Origin of the sequence: Falsiroseomonas tokyonensis (genome assembly GCF_019024325.1) — a bacterium.
Lineage (GTDB): Bacteria > Pseudomonadota > Alphaproteobacteria > Acetobacterales > Acetobacteraceae > Falsiroseomonas > Falsiroseomonas tokyonensis.
Map to the genome: position 1 here is coordinate 443,963 of NZ_JAFNJS010000005.1, position 15,651 is coordinate 459,613.

The following is a 15,651-nucleotide window of genomic DNA, read 5'->3' on the forward strand; positions in this document are numbered from 1 at the left end:
TCAGACCCTCAGGCGCCGGGCGGCGTCGGGGCAGTGCCCCGACCCGCGGCCTTGGCTCGCCGCATAAGCGGCGGCGCCCATTCGGGCGCAGGGTGCGCTATCCCGACTGGAGGCTCGGCCCCGCCAATTCCGGCTCCCGCGCTGCGCCGCGCAGCGGGCCGGTCGGAAAGCTGTAAAGCCGCTCCGGCCCCAGCAGGAATGCGCGGCCGCCGCGCGGAAACAGGGTCGCGATCGCCGGGTCGCGCACCTCCAGCCCACCGGTATAGGCGCCGAAGGCCGGCAGCAGCAGGCGGCGGCCATCGGTGAGGAAGCAGGGCCGTGTCACCGCGCCGGCGCGCACCGGCATGGTGGCCTTCGGGTGGTAATGGCCCGAGAGCTCGCCGGGCGGCAGGCCGCGGGCGGGATCCGCGATATGGCGGAAGACGAAGGGGCCACGCCGGAATTCCGCCATCGCGATGCCCGGCAGACCCACCGGCGGTTCCGGATCGTGGTTGCCGAGCACCCAGACCACCTCCGCCAGCGTGCCCAGCATCCGCTGCAAGGCCGCGCAATCCGAAGGGTGCAGCCGGGCGCAGCCGTGCCGGTCATGAAAACTGTCGCCCAGCAGCACCAGCCGTTCCGGCCGCCAGCGGCGCAGCGCCAGCGCCAGGCGTTCCAGCGTTTCCCGCGTGTCATAGGGCGGCACGAAGCTGCCGCGGGCGGCAAAGCTGCTGCCCTTCTCCAGATGCAGGTCGGAGACGACGAGCAGTTTTTCGGCAGGCCAGATGGCAAAGCCGGCGGGGTCCAGCATCAGGCGCTGGCCGGCGATGTGCAGAGGCGCGGCGGTCATCGCGGCGCGCCCAGGTTCTTCGGCGCGTTGCGGATGAAGCGCGCATTGCGTCGCTTCGGATCGCGCGGGCGGCGGGCGCGGTCGCGATCGCCGCGGGGAGGGATGGCTTCGGTCACGTTGGCCAGGATCTCGTTGAACAGGTCGGCGCCGTCGGTGGCTTCCGCGACGAGGTCCGCGGCCTCCGCCAGCAGCGCGTCCTGCGCCCCGCCGGCGACCCATTCGCGGCCTTCCTCGATCAGCGCCGGCACCGACAAGGGCGAGGCGCGGTCCAGCACCATGTGGCGGATGCCGCCCGCCCGCGCGCGCGCCAGCAGCAGGGAGATGCGCGCCACATCGGTCAGCCCCGCCGCCGCCTCCCGCCGCGTGGCGCGCAGCAGGATGTGGTCGGGCTCGTGCCGGCGCAGCACGTCGTAGATCAGATCGGCATTCATGGTCATCGCGCGGCCCGACTTCTCCTGCCCGGGATGGTTCTTCTCGATCAGCCCCGCAATGGTGGCGATGTTGCGGAAGGTGCGGCGGAGCATGCTGCTTTCGGCCATCCAGGCCTCCAGCTCCTCACCCAATATGTCCTCCTCGAACAGCCTTTCGATGCCGGTCGGCGCGAAGGCAGACCAGCAGGCGAGGACATAATCCGTGGCGAGATAGCCGAGTGGCGCCATGCCGAGCCGTTCCATCCGCTTGGTCACGAGCATGCCGAGCGTCTGGTGCGCCAGCCGTCCCTCGAAGCAATAGGCCACGAGAAACCAGCGCTCGCCCCGCGGAAAGGTCTCCACCAGCAGCCCGTCGCGGGGCGGCATGATGGAGCTGTGCTGCTGCAGCCGCAGCCATTCCCGCACGGATTCGGGCAGCGCCGGCCAGGATTTCGGATCGTGCAGGATGCCGCGCACGCGGGCGGCGAGATGGGTGGTCAGCGGCATGCGGCTGCCGGCATAGGCGGGCACGCGCGGCTCGCCCTCGCCGCCGCGCGTGACGACGCAGGCCAGCGCGTCCAGCCCCTCGAATCGCAAAAGCTGGCCGGCGAAGATGAAGCAGTCGCCGGCGGTGAGGGTGGAGACGAACCATTCCTCCACCTCGCCCAGCACCGGCCCGCCGCGCAGCCGGACCTTGACCAGGGGCGTCTCAACGATGGTGCCGAGGTTCATCCGCAGCTGGCGCGCGGCGGCGGGGCCGCGGATGTGGATCATCCCCTCCGCATCGCGGAACAGGCGGCGGAAGCGCTCGTAGGATTGCAGGGCATAGCCGCCATCCTCGACGAAGCGCAGCGCATCGTCGAAATCTTTCCGCGTCAGCGTGGCGTAGGGGGAGGCCCGCAGGATCTCGGCGTAGAGGTCGTCCGGGTGGAAGGGACTTGCTACCGCACATGCCAGAATGTGCTGGCAGAGCACGTCGAGCCCGCCCTCCCGCGGCGGGTCGCCATCCAACTCATGCGCCGCGACGGCCTGGCGGGCGGCGACGCATTCGATGACCTCGAAGCGGTTCGCCGGCACCAGCACGGCCTGGCTCGCCTCGTCCATCCGGTGATTGGCGCGGCCGATGCGCTGCAGCAGTCGCGACACACCTTTAGGCGCGCCCACCTGCACCACCTGGTCCACCGCGCCCCAGTCGATGCCGAGGTCGAGCGAGGCGGTCGCCACCACCGCGCGCAGCCGCCCCTCCGCCATCGCGGCCTCCACCTTGCGGCGCTGTTCCACCGTCAGGCTGCCGTGATGCAGGCCGATCGGCAGGTTGTCGTCGTTCAGCCGCCACAGCGCCTGGAAGCAGAGCTCCGACTGCGCGCGGGTATTGACGAAGACGATGGTGACGCCGGCGCCGCGAATGCGGCGATAGACCTCCGGCATCGAGGCCAGGCCCATATGCCCGCCCCAGGGCAGGCGGCCCTCCGGCAGCAGGATGTCGAGCGAAGGCTCCGCCCCCGCCGCGCCCTGCACCAGCGCCACATCGGTGGCGATGCCGGTGGGGGAGAGGAAGGCGCGCAGGGGGGCGGGATGCGCCACGGTGGCGGAAAGCCCGATGCGGCGTGCGCCGGGCGCCAGCGTCGCCAGCCGCGCCAGGCCAAGCGAAAGCTGGTCGCCGCGCTTGCTGCCGGCCAGCGCATGGATCTCGTCCACCACGATGGCGTGGAGCCCGGCGAACATCTCCGCCGCATCCGGCAGGGTCAGCAGCAGCGCCAGGCTTTCGGGGGTGGTCAGCAGGAAATTGGGGGGGTCCACCCGCTGGCGGGCGCGGCGATTGGCCGGCGTGTCGCCGGTGCGGGTCTCGATGCGGATCGGCAGGCCCATGGCCTCGACGGGGGTGGTGAGGTTGCGGGCGATATCGACGGCCAGCGCCTTCAGCGGCGAGATATAGAGCGTGTGCAGGCCCGGACGTGGGTTCTCATGCAGATCGACCAGGGAGGGCAGGAAGCCCGCCAGCGTCTTGCCGCCGCCGGTCGGCGCCACCAGCAGCGCGCTGGCCCCGCCTTGCACGGCGCCGAGCAGCGCCAGCTGGTGCGGCCGCGGCGCCCAGCCGCGATCGGCGAACCAGGCGCGAAAAAGTTCCGGCAATGTTCCCATTCGCCGGGGAATATGCTGGCGGAGCGGCGAAAGGGGAAGGGGTCTCGGAGCCTGACCCGGAAGGTCGGCGGCTGAGGGCCGGTCGCGGATTTTTCGTCCTGGCCAGGACGGCAACGCCGCCGATGCTGGTTGCACCGGCAAGTTGTCGGACGCCGCCAGGGCGGAAAAGATGTCCCGGACCGACCCGACGATCTTTTGGGTCAGGCTCTCAGCCCAACGCGGCCCGCAGTTCCGCCAGCGAAGCCTCCAGGCTGCGCCCCGCCGTGTCGATGCGCAGCGGCGGGCGGTCCCAGCCTTCGTAGGCGCGGCCCTTCACCGCCGCCCAGCTGGGTGGAACGAGGCCGGGGATGTCGATGTGCCGGGTCTCGACCCGGCGGCGGTGCTCGGCGGGGTCGGAGCAGACGACCTCCACCTCCACGATCCGTGCGCCGGCCCGCCGCGCCGCCTGGCGCCAGGCCGTGCGGGTGATCTGCAGCGGGTTCACGCTGTCCGCCACCACGTCCAGGCCGAGCGCGAGATTGGCCTCCGCCAGCGCATAGCCGGCCAGGTAACCGGCCGGCCCGACCTCCGCGATGCCGGCCTCGCGCAGCGCCTGCTCGATATGGTCGATGCGGATCCAGGTGGCGCCGAGCGCCTGGGCCAGGCCGCGAGCCAGGGTGGATTTGCCGGTGCCCGGCAGGCCGGCGAAGGCGAGGAGGAGGCTCACACCCGTTCCAGCGCCCGATGTGGCTCCGCCGGCAATTCCACGCGCAGCGTATCACCCGCCGCCAGCTCCCCGCCCTCCACCACCACCGCCATGATTCCGGCCCGCAGCAGCAGCGCCCCATCCGGCGCCCGTTCCAGCGTCGCCTTCATCAGCCCCTTCTGGAAATCGTCGAGCTGGTGGCAGGGGTTGCGCAGCCCTGTCACCTCCACCACCGCCGTCGCGCCCAGATGCAGCCGGCTGCCGCGGGGCAGGGCAAAGAGGTCGACGCCCTCCGTCGTCACATTCTCGCCGAGCGCGCCCGGCGCCACGTCGAATCCCTGGGCGCGCAGCGAGGCGAGGCGTTCGGCCGGGATCAGGTGCAGCTGGCGCAGGTTCGGCTGGTTCGGATTCGCCCGCACGCGGGACCGATGCTTTACCAGCTCCCCGCAATGCGCATCGCCCTGCACGCCGAGCCCGGCCAGCAGCGTGATGCGCGGCAGCACCGGCTTCGAGAACTCATGGCCCGACGAGGCCGCCACCGCCACCACACGACCCTGCATGCCCTGATCTCCGCCTGACGGCGGCGGTTATTGCAGGAATCCGATCCAGCGTCCCGCCAGCAGCGCGCCCAGCCAGGCCGCCAGCGACACCGCCGCCGCCACCCGCAGCCGCCCCGCCACCGCCCCGCCGGCCAGCGCCGCGCGCCAGGGCCGCCCGGCATGAAGCAGTGCCAGGTTCAGGACCGCCAGCGCCAGCAGCGCCAGCTTCGCCAGGAAGGCCGGATTCTCCAGGTAGGTCCCCGGCCGCGTGCTGAACAGCGCGAGGCCCGTCAGCGCCGCCAGGCCGAGCCCCACCCCCGCCACCCGCACCAGCGGCGGCGCCAGCACCGCCACCGGCGCGGCCCGGAAGGCGCCCAGCAGCCGCAGGTCGAGCGTCGCGATGGCGCCGACCAGCAGGCCGAGCCCCAGCACATGCGCCGCATTCACCAGCAGATAGAACGTGACGGAGCCGCGCAGCGCCACCGCGGGGGCGGAGGCCGCGAGCAGGTCCAGCACGCGCCGTCAGCCGCCCTGGATGCGCTCCGGATAGAAGTCGAAGCGCCGGTTGCCGGCGGTCACCCGCACCGCCTTCAGCCGACGCTCCGAACTGTCGCGGGACCGGTTGCCGAGCGCCACGATCTCCTGCCCCGGGCGCAGCGAGGTCTCGGTGAAGCCGGCGCGTTCGGTCTGGCGCGGATTGCCCAGCTCCACCGTCCAGATCTGGCCATTGGCCTCGACGCGCAGCGTCGGGTGCGGCGGGCCGACATAGATTTCCCGCACCGTGCCGGTCAGCGTGCCCTGCTCGCCCTCGGCCCAGGACCAGCCGTGATGGGCGAGCGCGGTGCCCGTGCCGGCCCCCAGGCTGGCGCCGATGCTGCCGAGCAGGCCGAGCGCGCCGCGCCGGCCGATTTTCGTGAAGGCCATGTCATCCTCCATCCCTTCGCCTGCCGCAGGTTGGGTCCACCTGTCGGCATGTCGAGTCGGGCAGGATGACAAGCCGTTCATCCGGGCAGGCGCGCATTCACCATCGCCACCAGGTCGCCGAAGGTCGGGCAGTCCGCCAGCAGCGCCGCATCCACCGCGGCGCCCGTCTCCGCCTCGATCTCCACGCTGATCAGCGTGTGGTTCAGGCTGTCCCAGCCGGGCACATCGGCGGCCTCCATCTCCGGCGCCAGGACGATCTCCCGGTCGCCGATCACCGTGCGGGCAATGGCCTGCAGATGGGCCAGGGTGAAGGCGGGCATGGGGGTCACTCCGGGCTGCGAAAGGTGGCGAGGTAGCGGTCGCGATTGGCGGCGCGGCTGATCTTGCCGCTGGTGCTCTTCACCAGCCAGCGATCGGCGACGATTCGCACGTCGCGCGGCTTCACCAGGAAGGTTTCCGTCACTTTCCGGCTGATGGCGGCACGGCAGGCAGCCTCCGCCACGCCGCTGGCGGCGTCATGCTCGGCCACGATCACCAGCTCCTCGCTGCCGGTCTGGTCGCTGTCCAGGCCGAAGGCCACGGCGCGGCCGGGGCGCAGCCCGGCGATGCCGCCGAGCGCCGCCTCCACATCGCCGGCAAAGAGGTTCTTGCCATTGACGATGATGATTTCCTTCAGCCGGCCGAAGACGAAGACCTGTTCGCGCAGCACCGCGCCGAGGTCGCCGGTGCGGAACCATGCCGCGATCGGCGGCTGGCCGCGATAGCCGGCAAACAGGAAGGGCGCGCGCACCGCGATTTCCCCGTAGTGGCCCGCCGGCAGCACCCGGTCGCCCTCTAAGACCGCCAGCTCCACCCCCGGCAGCGCGCGGCCGGAGGACATGACGAGCCGCGCGCCCGCGGGCGCCGGCTGCGCCAGCCATTCCTCCGGCACCGCCTCGCCCGGGGCCAGGTCGCGCGCAACGGCCAGCCCGATCCGCTCCGCCGGCCGGCCCTGGCTGACGGCAAAGACCGTCTCCGCCATCGCATAGCAGCCGACGACGCTTCCGGGGCGCAGGGCGAAGGCGGTTTCAAAGGCCTCGGCATCGGCCAGGCGGCAGGGTTCGGAACAGTCCACCCAGAGCTTCATGCTCTCCAGCCGCGCCGGCTTCAGCGCGCGCTTCAGCCGCACGAAATGGCGGAAGGCGAAGTTCGGCATCCAGGCGATGTCGCAGCCATCGGCCTCGATCATCTCGAAGAATCGGCCCGGCGCGGCGATCCATTCGAAGGGATCGAGCAGGGAGATGCTGTCGCCCCCCAGCACCGGCAGCAGGAAGCCCGCCACCAGCCCCATGTCGTGATAGAGCGGCAGCCAGGTGGCGACGGATAGCCGTGCCACGCCGAGCTCCGCGCGGAGCCCGGGCCAATAGGCGGCGAACTGCCCCGCCAGCATCCGCCCGCTGATCTCGACCGCCTTCTTGATGCCGGTGGTGCCGGAGGAGTGCTGGACGAAAAGCGGCGCATCCTCCGCCAGCCGCGCCCGCAATACGCCGAGCGCGGCGATGGACGGGCCGGTGGCGGTGGCCGGCGCCAGGCGCACCGTGGCGGCGAGAGCCGGGTCGATGGCGCGCACCGTCTCCGCCGTCGCCGCCTCGAGTACGCAGATCGCCTCCGGCGCGATGGCGGCGAGCGCCGCACGCTGCTGTTCGAAGAAATGCCGCTGGTCCTGCAGGGGCGAGGCCGGCGGGAAGAAGGCGCCGATCCGCCCGGCGGCGGCGATGCCGAGGAAGAGCGCCATCGCCTCAACCCCCGTGGCGCCGATCACCAGCACCAGGGCCCCGGGCCTCGTATGGGCCGCGACCCAGTCGGCGCGGGCGGTGACGCGCTGCCAGAAGTCGCGGCCCGTGACCGCCTCCCGCTGCCCCTGCCGCCAGTGGCGCAGCAGGATGCGATCCAGCCCGTCCTCCGCCAGCGGCGCGGTCATGCGGCCATGCCCCAGTTCTGCAGGCAGGCCAGCAGCGCCTCCGCATAGGCCTGCTCGAAGTCCAGCCCCTGGGCGCTGTCGGCCTCGTCGTCATTCGCCCAGACATAGCGCGGATGCGGATAGGGAACGGCGATCAGCGCCGTGCCATCCTCCAGCCAGGTCAGGCCACGGGTGCCGCCGCGGCGCGGCTGGCTGGTGAGGATCAGGCGGCAGTCCGGCTGGCCGGTGGCGCGCGCCAATGCCTGGCGCAGCGGGGCGAGGAAGGGGATGGGCGCCTTGGGTGGCACATCGACGCGGCTGTCGCCCATCAGGAAGACCAGCCCCTCCGCCCGGCAGGATTGGCGGAAGGACTCGGCGCGGAGGGTCAGCGACTGGCGCAGGCCGGCGTAATCCTCATCCAGCCAGGCGGGGCCGCGATGGTGGTTCCACACCGCGCCGCCATCCTGGCGCATGGCGATGCGCTGGCCCTGCGGCGTCGTCGCCTCCCGCATCAGCGCGGGCTCGGCATAGGCGCCGAAATCCTGCGCGATGGCCTGCACCACCGTATCCGCCTTATGCACCGCCATGCAGAAGGGATTCTGCAGGCTGATGAACTGCGGCGTGTCCCGGAAGCCCCAGCGGTTCACCAGTGTCCAGGGCAGGCAGTGCAGGCCGAGCGAGACGAGGGTGAGGGGGCCCTTACGGCCTGCTTGAAGCCGCAGGCGGAAATCCTGCCGCCGCGCCACCGCCTGCCAGACCGGGCGCAGCCCCGCATCCTGCTCTGCCCGGTCGCGCAGCGCATCCAGCAGCCCCTGCAGCAGCGACGGCTCCAGGCAGGCGCGTTCCCCGAAGCGAAGCAGGAACAGCAGATGCGAAAGGGAGGGTTGCGCAATCCGGTCGAGATGCGCGACCGCCTGGCGCAGCAGGGACTGGAAGGCCTCGTGCTTCTCGGCATGGAACAGCTGGCGCAGGCTGGCGCCGAGCGGGCCCTCCTGCGTCAGATCCACATCCGGCGCGGCCCGCGGCACGGCGTGGCTGGCGTTCATGCCTCGGCGGGCGCCGCCAGGCGCTGCAGCACGCCCCAGCGCAGCAGGCTGCGGATCAGCGTCAGCATGTAGCTGCGCTCGAACTCCTGCCCCGCCGGGCTGTCGGCCACCGCATCGTCGTGCCAGACGTAGTCGGGGGAAGGGAAGGGGCTGTAGGCGAAGGTGGTGCTGGCATTCACGCGCAGGCTGGCGGCCGCAGGCCGATGCGCGGTGTGGTTGGTGATCAGGATGCGGTTGCCGCCGCGGCCGGTGAAACGCGCTAGCGCCGCATCCAGTGCGGGCAGGAAATCCAGCTTCTCCTCCGGATATTCCACCTGGCAGCCGGCCAGCAGGAAGACCGCATCCGGCCGGCGGCAGGCCGCCCGGAACAGCGCGGCCTTGGCCTGCATGCTGGCGCGCAGCGGGGCGGCATCCTGCCCCAGCCAGTAGGGGCCGCGATTATGGTTCCAATGCGCCGCGCGGTCCTTGCGCATGGCCATATCCTGCCCGCGCGTGGTGGTGACGATGCGCAGCGTCTCCGGCGTGCAATAGGTGGCGAAATCCTCCTCCAGCGCCGCGATCATGCCGGGGATGCGGTGGCCGGCGAGGGAGAAGGGGCCGAAGAGCGCGGTGAAATCCTCCTCCCGCCGCAACCCCCAGCGGCCCGGCAGGTGCCAGGGCAGGCAGTTGGTTCCGAGCGAGATGAGGGAGACGCCGCCGGCGAAGCGGGTGGGCATCGCATCCCGGTAATTCTGCCGCCGCCGCGCGGCGCGCCAGGCCAGCAGTAGTTCGGGCGCGGCCAGCGCGGCGGGCCTGGTCGCATCCAGCGCGGCGGCGATCTCGGCCGGTGGCAGGCAGCAGCGTTCGGCGAAGCGCAGCAGCGTGGCGAGCCATTGTACGGTGGCCGGCGGCAGCGCGCCGCCCGGCAGCCCCGCTGCGCCGAGTGCGGCAAGCTGCCGGCGCGTGGCCTGCTGCAGCCCGGCATAGTCCTGCAATTCGAACAGATAGCGCAGCTGGATATAGCCGGCCTGCGGGTCCGCCGCCGCGTCGATGCCGGCCAGCGACTGCACCGCGCCGGGCAGGTCACCCGCTTCGCGAAGCCGCGCTGCCTGGCGCAGGGGGGAGGCGTCCGGATGTGTCATGCCTGCCGCTTGTCTGGGCGGGGCATTGGCCCCGCCGCCTGTTTCATCCGCCGCCTGTTTCATCCTCTGCCGGGCGGCATCGTCCCGGTGAAGGCCGGCGCCCCCGGGGGTCCGGCCGAGCGATATGTGCAGGGTAATGCCCATCCCGGCAAGGCCGCGCAGCAGGCAGTGGCCGATGCGCCGGTCGCCGCGGCAGGTCTCCGGCCAGCCTTCGCGCCTCAGCCTGCCGCCCGCCCAGCCCGGGGGGCGGGCCGGCTTCAGGCACCGGACTCATCCGCGGCACCCGGCTTGCCGGCGCCACCCGCCTGGCCTGGGCGCTTCAGGATCAGCCCGCGGCCGGCAAGGTCCAGCAGCACCGTCTCGCCCAGCCGGGTCCATTCGCGGCGATTGCCGGCCCAAAGTTCCTGCATGTCCTCGCGCAGCTTGGCGCTGCTCAGCCCGGGATTGGCGCGCAGATGCAGCTGGCGCCAGATGCTCTGGCCCAGGGTGCGGGAGAGTTCCGGCAGGTCCTCCATCACCGGCTCCGGCAGGGTCTGGGCCGCGGCGGGGCGGGGCGGGGCGGGGGGGGCGCTTGGCGCCGCGGAAGGCGGCTCGGCCGGGGTGGCGGCGAAATTGGGCACGGCCAGGCCGATGGCGATATGCGCGCGCAGCGCCTCCGCCTGTTCCGGCCGGGCCAGCTGGGCGACGATGAACAGGTCGCGCCCGCTCTCGCTGCCATCCCGCGGGTTCCAGTGGCCGGCATAGGTGATGTCGAAGCCCAGCTTCTCCAGCAGCGGCCGCACCAGGCCGTAGCTCTGGAATTCGAAGCGCGCGCAGGTCTGCCCCTGGAAGGCGAAGTAGCGTCGGATATCGGCCAGCAACCGGGCAAAGCCGGCCTCCGTCGTCGCATCCGCCAGCTGCAGCACCAGCCAGCCGCCGGGCCGCAGCAGCAGCGCGGCGTTCAGCCAATAGGCAAGCTGGTATTGCAGGTCGACATGCACCATGGCGTCGATGCTGAAGACCGCGTCGATGTCCCGCGCCAGGCCCTCGCGCTCGAACAGCTTCAGCATGCCGTCCGGATGCACCGGATCGACCGGCTGGAAGCCCAGCCGCCCGGCGGCCACCGCCTCTGGCAGCTTCGCCGCCGCCGCCTTCATCAGCCGCTCGCTGACATCGAAGACGGTCAGCTGCAGCGTGGGATTGGCCTGCAGCACCTCCGCCGTGAAGCGGGCATCGCCGGTGCCGATCTCGATCGCCCGGCGCCAGCGGCCGATCTCCGCCATGTCGAACAGCCGCCGGCGCACCGCGGCCGCATCCGGCCGGTCCCCCCGCCCCGCCAAGGCGCGGGAGGCTTCGCGAGTCCAGTAGTCGGCATAGGAATCGGGGCGGCCGGACTGGCCGGGCGGGGTCGCGGCGGGGTCGGCGCGCAGCGCGTCGCGGAAGGCTTCGGCCTTCGCCGGATCGGCCAGTCGGGCGCTGAGATAAAGGTCGCGCGGCGGCCGGCCGGGATGGTTGGACCAGGGCTCCAGCAGCTCGATCTCGAAGCCCAGCCGCGTGAGGATGGCGCGCACGATATCGGTCGAGAGGTATTCGAACTTCGGGCAGATGCGGCCCTGCATCCGGTAGAACTTGCGAATGTCGCGCAGGATCTTCTGGAAGCCACCGCCGGTATTGGGGTCGGCCAGCGTCATCAGCACGCGGCCGCCGGGCTTCAGCAGCAGCGCCGCATTCATCCAATAGGTGGTCAGGTAGGTGAGGTCGACATGGACCATGGCATCGATGCTGAAGACTGCATCCAGCCGCCGCGCCTGCCCTGCCTCCGCCAGCAGGGTGAACATCCCGTCGGGATGGGCCGCATCGATCTCATGCAGCGAAAGCCGGCCGGCCTTGATGTCGTCGCCCAGCCGCGCCGCGGTGGCATCCAGGAAATTGCGGGAAACATCGAAGCCCCAGACCCGCACCGCCTGGCCTGCGCGCAGCACGCGCTCTGTGTACTTGCCGCTGCCGCCGCCGATCTCGATCGCTGCCTGCCAGGACTGTACGCCGGCGGGGACGAAGAGCTTGTCGAAGATGCGCTGCCAGCTTGCCTCATTGCCCCATTCCTGGCCGGGCCAGGCGAGGCGCTGGTCCTCCTTCTGCAGGCGCGGGAAGGACTCGGCGACATAGACGTCCCAGAGCTGGCCATAGGTCTGCTTCTGCATTGCGCCCCGCTTCGTCCCGGCTCCGCCCGGTCGCGGCCCCCGGCCACTTCTGGCATAGGTTACCAGGGGGTTACTCGGGAGGGAAGCCAATGCTGCGGCGCGGCGCGGCGGGGCCTTCCGCCTTTCGTGTTGCCCTGGCCGCGCCTGCACGGTGCCGCGGCCCCTTGTCTGCCTCGCCGGCCGAGCGATCTGGGGTGGCATGCCTCACCCCGAGACCTGGATGCGCGTGACCCCGCAGGGCCTCTACTGCATCCCCGGCGATTTCTTCATCGACCCCGCCCGCCCCGTGCCGATGGCCGTCATCACCCACGGCCATTCCGACCATGCGCGGCCCGACCATGGCCGCGTGCTGGCCAGCGCCGAGACGCTGGCGGTGATGCGCATCCGCATGGGGGCGGACCGCGCCGGCCGCCAGCAGCAGGTGGTGGCGATGGGGGAGGTCGTGACCCATAACGGCGTCCAGATCCGGCTGGTGCCGGCGGGCCATGTGCTGGGGTCCTGCCAGGTGGTGCTGGACTGGCAGGGCAGCCGCATCGTCATTTCCGGCGACTACAAGCGCCGCCGCGACCCCACCTGCGCGCTGTTCGAGCCGGTGCCCTGCGACGTCTTCGTCACCGAGGCCACCTTCGGCCTGCCGGTCTTCCGGCACCCGGATGCGGGGGCGGAGATCGGCCGGCTGCTGGAAAGCCTGCGGCTGTTCCCGGAGCGCACGCATCTCGTCGGCGCCTATGCGTTGGGCAAGGCGCAGCGGGTGATCGCCTTGCTGCGGGAGGCCGGCTGGGACCGGCCCATCTATCTGCACGGCGCGCTGCTGGCGCTGTGCGAGCTGTACGAAAGCCTCGGCGTGAAGCTGGGGCCGCTGGCGCCGGTGCCGGTGCCGGCCAAGCGGGGCGGCGGCGGGCTGCTGGCGGGGGAGGTCGTGCTGGCGCCGCCCTCGGCCGAGGCCACCGCCTGGGTGCGGCGATTGGCGGAGCCGGTGATCTGCGCCGCCTCCGGCTGGATGCGCGTGCGCCAGCGCGCCAAGGCCAAGGGCGTGGAACTGCCGCTGATCATCTCCGACCACGCCGATTGGGACGAGCTGCTGGACACGGTGGCGGAGGTGCAGGCGCCCGAGGTCTGGGTGACGCATGGCCGCGACGATGCGCTGGTGCATGCGCTCGCGCTGCGCGGCATCCGCGGCCGTGCGCTGCATCTGCTCGGCCGTGGCGATGAGGAGGAGGACCAGGCGCCGGCCGAGGTGGTGGCGGAGGCCACGGCATGAGCCTGCCGGCTTTTGCGAGCCTGCTGGAACGGCTGGCCTTCACCCCGGGTCGCCTGGCGAAACTGGCCTTGCTGCGGCACTGGTTCGAGACCCAGCCAGACCCGGATCGCGGGATCGGCCTCGCTGCGCTGACGGGCGAGCTGGTCTTTCGGGCCGCCAAGCCGGGGATGGTGCGGGAGCTGGTGGCGGCGCGCACGGACCCGGTGCTGTTTGGCCTCTCCTACGACTATGTCGGGGATCTCGCCGAGACCGTCGCGCTGATCTGGCCCGCGCGCCACGGCGTGAATACGCCGCCGCCCGGCCTGGCGGAGGTGGTGGCGGCGATGGGATCGACGCCCAAGGCCGCACTGCCTGATCTGCTGGCCGGCTGGCTGGATGCGCTGGATGCCAATGGCCGGCTGGCGCTGATCAAGCTGGTGACGGGTGGGCTGCGCGTCGGCGTCTCCGCCCGGCTGGCCAAGACCGCGCTGGCCGAATGGGCCGGCGAGGATGTGGCGGAGGTGGAGGAGGTCTGGCATGGGCTGACCCCGCCCTATCTCGACCTGTTCGCCTGGCTGACGGAGCAGGGGCCGCGGCCCTCCTCCGAGGATCGCCCGGTGTTCCGCCCGCTGATGCTGGCGCATCCGCTGGAGGAGCCGGATTTTCCAAGCATCGGGCCGGAGACACATCGGGCCGAGTGGAAGTGGGACGGCATCCGGGTGCAGCTTTCGGCCACGCCCGGCGGCCGCGCTTTGTGGTCGCGCGGCGCCGAGGAAATCTCGGGCGGCTTTCCGGAAATCGTCGCGGCGATGGACTTCCATGCCGTGCTGGATGGCGAGCTGCTGGTGATGCGCGACGGGGAAGTGGCCCCCTTCGCCGACCTGCAGCAGCGCCTGAACCGCAAGGTGGTGACGCTGAAGATGCAGGCGACGCATCCCGTCGGCGTGCGGCTCTACGACATCCTCTTCGACGGCGCCGAGGATTTGCGCGCGCTGCCCTTCGATGCGCGCCGTGCCCGGCTGGAGGCCTGGTTCGCGCGCACGCAGCCCGCGCGCATGGACCTCTCCGAGCTGATCCCCTTCGCCAGCATGGCGGAGCTGGAGGCGGTGCGCGCCGGCGCCCGCGAAGCCGCGATCGAAGGCCTGATGTTGAAGCGCGCCGACAGCGAATACGCCGCCGGCCGCCAGAAGGGGAAATGGTGGAAGTGGAAGCGCGCGCCGCTCGGCGTGGATGCGGTGCTGATGTACGCCCAGCGCGGCCACGGCAAGCGCAGCAGCTTCTATTCGGACTTCACCTTCGGCCTCTGGCGCCCGGACGGGCAGGGGGGGCAGGAGCTGGTGCCGGTGGGCAAGGCCTATTCCGGCTATACCGATCAGGAGCTGCTCTGGATCGACCGCTGGATCCGCAACAACACCACGGCCCGATTCGGCCCGGTGCGGGAGGTGGAGAAGACCCTGGTGATCGAGGTGATCTTCGACGCCGCCCAGCGCAGCGGCCGCCACAAATCCGGCGTCGCGCTGCGCTTCCCGCGCATCGCCCGCCTGCGCACCGACAAGCCGGCGGAGGAGGCGGACCAGCTGGCGACGCTGGAGGCGATGATCGTGGGGGAGGAGGCGGCGGATTGACCCGGGCGGCGCGCGCATGGTCGCCTGCCGCATCGCCGGGGAAGGAAACCACGCCATGCCGCTCGTCCCGAATCACGTCCGCCGCCGCCTGGCCGAAGGCAGCCTGGCGCTGGGCTTCGGCGTGCACCACCTGCGCGGCAGCGCCACCGGGCTGATCGCGCAGGCGACCGGCTTCGACTGGCTGTTCATCGACATGGAACACGGCGCGATGAGCGTCGACGATGCCAGCCGCATCGCCGTCGCCGCGCTGGGCCAGGGCATCACGCCCATCGTGCGCATCTGCAAGGACGCGCTGCATGAGGGCACGCGCTGCCTGGACAATGGCGCCATGGGTGTGGTGGTGCCGCATGTGGATACGGCGGCGGAGGCCGAGGCCGTGGTGCGCGCCTACCGCTTCCCGCCGCTTGGCGCGCGCAGCTGGGGCGGTCCGCCCTTCGCCTATGGCCTGGGCGCGGTGGATGCCGGCGCGGCGCAGGCCGAGCTGAATGCGGAGATCCTGGTCGCGGTGATGATCGAGACGCCGGAAGCCGTGGCCAATGCGGAAGCGATCGCCGCGGTGCCGGGCGTGGACGTGCTGATGTTCGGCACCAGCGACCTGACGGCGACCATGGGCATTCCCGGTCAGATCGGCCACCCGGATGTGCGCGCCGCCTATGCGAAGGTGGGCGCCGCCTGCGCCGCCCGGGGCAAGGTGATGGGCATGGGCGGCGTGTATGACGAGAAGGTGGCGCCGGACTACATCGCCCTCGGCGCGCGCTTCATCCTGGGCGGCAACGACCATTCCTTCCTGATGGCGGGTGCCGCACAGCGCGCAGGCTTCCTGCGCGGACTGGGCTGAGGCGGCCGGCAGGGCGCGGCCCGCCGGGGCCGCGTGCCGGGCGTGATCGCGGCGCTTGCGAACGCTTCGCAATTGCGCTATTGCCCGGCCACGCCACGTCAGACGAGAGACCCAAGCAATGCGCCGTCGCCAT

At 71.7% G+C, this 15,651-nt stretch carries 14 protein-coding genes; 3 read left to right on the forward strand and 11 right to left on the reverse strand.

The features are described 5' to 3' along the window. Window positions 1-97: 97 nt before the first annotated feature. From pdeM to J3S20_RS18975, 11 genes are all read right to left on the reverse strand, one after another. Entirely contained in the window at window positions 98-829 is a 732-nt protein-coding gene (gene pdeM, locus J3S20_RS18925; protein ID WP_216838060.1) for a ligase-associated DNA damage response endonuclease PdeM, read from the reverse strand. Next, on the reverse strand, window positions 826-3,381 hold the full coding sequence (locus tag J3S20_RS18930; RefSeq protein WP_216838061.1) for a ligase-associated DNA damage response DEXH box helicase: 2,556 nt from the start codon (window positions 3,379-3,381) through the stop codon (window positions 826-828). The genes pdeM and J3S20_RS18930 overlap by 4 nt, the downstream gene beginning before the upstream one ends. A 208-nt stretch (window positions 3,382-3,589) precedes the next feature. Beyond that, on the reverse strand, window positions 3,590-4,087 hold the full coding sequence (locus tag J3S20_RS18935) for an AAA family ATPase (protein ID WP_216838062.1): 498 nt from the start codon (window positions 4,085-4,087) through the stop codon (window positions 3,590-3,592). After that, on the reverse strand, window positions 4,084-4,626 hold the full coding sequence (locus J3S20_RS18940; protein WP_216838063.1) for an MOSC domain-containing protein: 543 nt from the start codon (window positions 4,624-4,626) through the stop codon (window positions 4,084-4,086). The genes J3S20_RS18935 and J3S20_RS18940 overlap by 4 nt, the downstream gene beginning before the upstream one ends. Window positions 4,627-4,653: 27 nt before the next feature. After that, on the reverse strand, window positions 4,654-5,121 hold the full coding sequence (locus J3S20_RS18945) for a DUF2214 domain-containing protein (protein ID WP_216838064.1): 468 nt from the start codon (window positions 5,119-5,121) through the stop codon (window positions 4,654-4,656). 6 nt (window positions 5,122-5,127) lie between these two features. Beyond that, window positions 5,128-5,529 carry a DUF6152 family protein gene (locus J3S20_RS18950; protein WP_216838065.1) on the reverse strand — a complete coding sequence of 134 codons (402 nt, stop codon included), beginning with the start codon at window positions 5,527-5,529 and terminating at the stop codon, window positions 5,128-5,130. Window positions 5,530-5,606: 77 nt separating this feature from the next. Then, entirely contained in the window at window positions 5,607-5,849 is a 243-nt protein-coding gene (locus J3S20_RS18955) for an acyl carrier protein (protein WP_216838066.1), read from the reverse strand. A 5-nt stretch (window positions 5,850-5,854) separates the two neighbouring features. Then, window positions 5,855-7,489: an AMP-binding protein gene (locus tag J3S20_RS18960; protein ID WP_216838067.1), complete on the reverse strand. Its 1,635-nt coding sequence runs from the start codon at window positions 7,487-7,489 to the stop codon at window positions 5,855-5,857. Next, a complete protein-coding gene (locus J3S20_RS18965) occupies window positions 7,486-8,514 on the reverse strand; it encodes a hypothetical protein (protein ID WP_216838068.1) in 1,029 nt (342 codons plus the stop codon). Before J3S20_RS18965 ends, J3S20_RS18960 begins: the two co-directional genes overlap by 4 nt. Further along, window positions 8,511-9,635 (reverse strand): papain-like cysteine peptidase, encoded by a 1,125-nt coding sequence (locus tag J3S20_RS18970; protein ID WP_216838069.1) that lies wholly within the window; start codon window positions 9,633-9,635, stop codon window positions 8,511-8,513. Before J3S20_RS18970 ends, J3S20_RS18965 begins: the two co-directional genes overlap by 4 nt. Window positions 9,636-9,892: 257 nt before the next feature. Further along, window positions 9,893-11,815, reverse strand: coding sequence for a methyltransferase (locus tag J3S20_RS18975; RefSeq protein WP_216838070.1), 1,923 nt, complete (start codon window positions 11,813-11,815; stop codon window positions 9,893-9,895). A 199-nt stretch (window positions 11,816-12,014) separates the two neighbouring features. On the opposite strand from J3S20_RS18975, the gene J3S20_RS18980 reads away from it, so the two are divergent. Genes J3S20_RS18980 through J3S20_RS18990 form a run of 3 tightly spaced genes read left to right on the forward strand, consistent with a single transcriptional unit; the run spans window position 12,015 to window position 15,518 of the window. Next, the gene (locus tag J3S20_RS18980) at window positions 12,015-13,076 is read left to right on the forward strand and encodes a ligase-associated DNA damage response exonuclease (RefSeq protein ID WP_246602983.1); all 1,062 of its coding nucleotides are present in this window, start codon (window positions 12,015-12,017) and stop codon (window positions 13,074-13,076) included. Continuing rightward, window positions 13,073-14,680 carry a cisplatin damage response ATP-dependent DNA ligase gene (locus J3S20_RS18985; RefSeq protein ID WP_246602984.1) on the forward strand — a complete coding sequence of 536 codons (1,608 nt, stop codon included), beginning with the start codon at window positions 13,073-13,075 and terminating at the stop codon, window positions 14,678-14,680. Before J3S20_RS18980 ends, J3S20_RS18985 begins: the two co-directional genes overlap by 4 nt. A 55-nt stretch (window positions 14,681-14,735) precedes the next feature. Continuing rightward, window positions 14,736-15,518 (forward strand): HpcH/HpaI aldolase family protein, encoded by a 783-nt coding sequence (locus J3S20_RS18990; protein WP_216838071.1) that lies wholly within the window; start codon window positions 14,736-14,738, stop codon window positions 15,516-15,518. Window positions 15,519-15,651: the final 133 nt, after the last annotated feature.